This is a genomic window from Sphingomonas sp. (assembly GCF_035490575.1).
Classification (GTDB): Bacteria; Pseudomonadota; Alphaproteobacteria; order Sphingomonadales; family Sphingomonadaceae; genus Sphingomonas.
Window position 1 is genome coordinate 1 of sequence record NZ_DATJLI010000017.1, and the last position, 2,466, is coordinate 2,466.

The window sequence follows — 2,466 nt, forward strand, 5'->3', positions numbered from 1 at the left end:
CGCGATCGCCCCGCCCGCCAGGCTCAGCACCGTGACCCACAGCAGCATCGACCCTTCGTGATTGCCCCATGCGCCGGCGATCTTGTAGATCATCGGCTTGGCCGAATGGCTGTTCTGCGCGACCAGCAGCACCGACATGTCGGATCGCATGAACACCAGGATCAGCAGCGCAAAGGCAAGCGCGGCCAGCAGCCCCTGCGCCACCGCCGCCGGGCGGACGCCGCCCATCAGTTGCGCGGCGGCATCGGGTCCGCGCGTGACCAGTCCGCCCAACGCAAGCCCCAGTTGCAGCAGTGCCAGCGCCGCGGCGAGCCACAGCGCGGCCAGACCCGCCTCGGCGATCATGGCTCCAGCGTCTCGGCAGCGGCCATCCGCCCCGCCATTTCGGGGGGCATGTAACGCTCGTCATGCTTGGCGAGCAGATTGTCGGCGGCAAAGCTGCCATCGGCGCGGAATTGCCCTTCGGCCACGACACCCGATCCTTCCTTGAACAGATCGGGGGCAATGCCGCTGAACGTCACGGGCACGGCCGCCTTGCCGTCGGTCACGGTGAAGGCGATCGACACGCCGTCACCCTGCCGCTCGATTGAGCCTTGCTCGACCATGCCGCCCAGGCGCACCGCGCGACCGACCGGCGGGGCCTTGCCCGCGACATCGGCGGGGGCGTAGAAGAACGCGGCCTCCTCCTGCAATGCCGACAGCGCGAGTGCGCTGGCGCCCATCACAGCGGCCAGCCCCAGCGCGACCAGCGCGAGGCGTTGATGCTTTGCCTTCATTTGCGGCGCAGCGCGTCTGCCGCGCGCTCCGCCCGGCGCATCGACCACCAGCTATGGCCGAGGATGCCCGCCGTCGCCAGCGCGGTGATGCCATAAGCGGCCCAGACGAATGCCCAGTGGTTCATGCCGCCGCCATCCGGCGCATCCGCGCCTCCACCTTGCCCGCCGCCAGCAGCGCGCGCATCCGCATCAACACGATCCCGCCGAACAGCAGGGTAAAGCCCGTCAGCGTGATCGGCAGCGGCCACAGGATCGAATTGTCGATGGTCGATCGCGTCAGCCCGATGCTCTGCCCTTGATGCAGCGTGTTCCACCACACGACCGAATAACGGATGATCGGCAGCAGCACCGTCCCGGCCAATCCGAACAGCGCCGGGATGCGCCCGTCGCCGCCGCGCTGTGCATCGGCACGGGTCAGCGCGATATACGCCAGATAGACAAAGAACAGCAGCAGCATCGACGTCAGCCGCCCGTCCCATTGCCACCATGTGCCCCAGGTCGGCCGACCCCAGATCGACCCCGTGACCAGACACACTGCCGCGAACAGCGCCCCCGGCACCGCGCACGCGCGCGCCGACAGCGCCGCCAGCGGGTGGCGCCACACCAGATAGGCGATGCTGCCGATGGCGACCCCCGACCAGCCGCCCATGCCCAGCCATGCGGCGGGAACGTGAAGATAGATGATGCGAACACTGTCACCCTGAAGGTAATCGGGCGGCGTCAGCACCAGCCCGGCCCATGCGCCAAAGATCGACAGCGCCAGACCGACGACGACCAGCATCGGCGTCAACGGCCGTGCGATCTTCAGAAACCGGGCGGGATTGGCATAAGCGTGCAGCACGATGCGGCGTTCTTAATCATCCCCGCGACGAAACGCCACTGTTCGAACAACGGTTTGCGCGTTGCCCCCTTCCCGCCCCGCCGCTACACGTCCGGCCATGCTCAAGCTCATTCTAGGCAACAAGGCCTATAGCTCATGGTCGCTGCGCGGTTGGCTGGCCGCCAAGCATTCGGGCCTGCCCTTCGACGAAGTGGTCGTCCCGCTTTACGACGCCGAATGGGACGCAAGGCGGGAGGGCGACGAATTCGCGCCGTCGTCGGGCAAGGTGCCGATCCTGTGGGACGGCGACGATGTGGTCGTGTGGGACAGCCTGGCGATCATCGAGTTCTTCAACGAAAAGACCGGCGACGGCCGTTATTGGCCGACCGACCCCGGCGCGCGCGCAATGGCGCGGTCGATGGCGGCGGAAATGCACTCCAGCTATGCGGCCCTTCGCCGCAAGCACCCGATGAACGTGCGACAGGTCTATGAACCGACGCGTCCCGACGACGATGTGCTGATCGACCTGAGCCGCATCATGGAATTATGGGCACAGGCACGCGCGCGTTTCGGCGGCGACGGCGATTTCCTGTTCGGCAAATGGAGCGCCGCCGACATGATGTTCGCGCCGGTGGTGACACGCATCATCACCTATTCGCTGCCGGTCGCACGCTTTGCCACCGGCTATATCGGCGCGGTGATCGCCCATCCGCACATGCAGGACTGGATCGCCGGCGCGCAGGAAGAAGACTGGGTGCTGGAACAATATGAGCGTGAGCCGCTGAGCGCCTAATCCTCCTCGAACGGCGTGCCATTGCGGCGGGCGAAGCGCGTGCCGTCGAACAGGTGAAGGTCGATGTCGGGGTAATG

4 protein-coding genes and 1 pseudogene are annotated in these 2,466 nt (G+C 66.8%); 1 reads left to right on the plus strand and 4 read right to left on the minus strand.

Going from position 1 to position 2,466, the window contains the following annotated elements; all coding sequences use genetic code 11:
* From VL973_RS01100 to ccmC, 4 genes and pseudogenes are all read right to left on the minus strand, one after another.
* Positions 1-345, minus strand: a pseudogene (locus VL973_RS01100) (heme lyase NrfEFG subunit NrfE); the annotation flags it as partial.
* The gene (gene ccmE / locus VL973_RS01105) at positions 342-776 is read right to left on the minus strand and encodes a cytochrome c maturation protein CcmE (protein ID WP_325282194.1); all 435 of its coding nucleotides are present in this window, start codon (positions 774-776) and stop codon (positions 342-344) included. The pseudogene VL973_RS01100 and the gene ccmE, both read right to left, overlap by 4 nt.
* Positions 773-901, minus strand: coding sequence for a heme exporter protein CcmD (gene ccmD, locus VL973_RS01110; protein WP_325282195.1), 129 nt, complete (start codon positions 899-901; stop codon positions 773-775). Before ccmD ends, ccmE begins: the two co-directional genes overlap by 4 nt.
* A complete protein-coding gene (gene ccmC / locus VL973_RS01115; protein ID WP_325282197.1) occupies positions 898-1,557 on the minus strand; it encodes a heme ABC transporter permease CcmC in 660 nt (219 codons plus the stop codon). Before ccmC ends, ccmD begins: the two co-directional genes overlap by 4 nt.
* A gap of 157 nt (positions 1,558-1,714) precedes the next feature.
* On the opposite strand from ccmC, the gene VL973_RS01120 reads away from it, so the two are divergent.
* Entirely contained in the window at positions 1,715-2,389 is a 675-nt protein-coding gene (locus VL973_RS01120; RefSeq protein ID WP_325282196.1) for a glutathione S-transferase family protein, read from the plus strand.
* Positions 2,390-2,466: the final 77 nt, after the last annotated feature.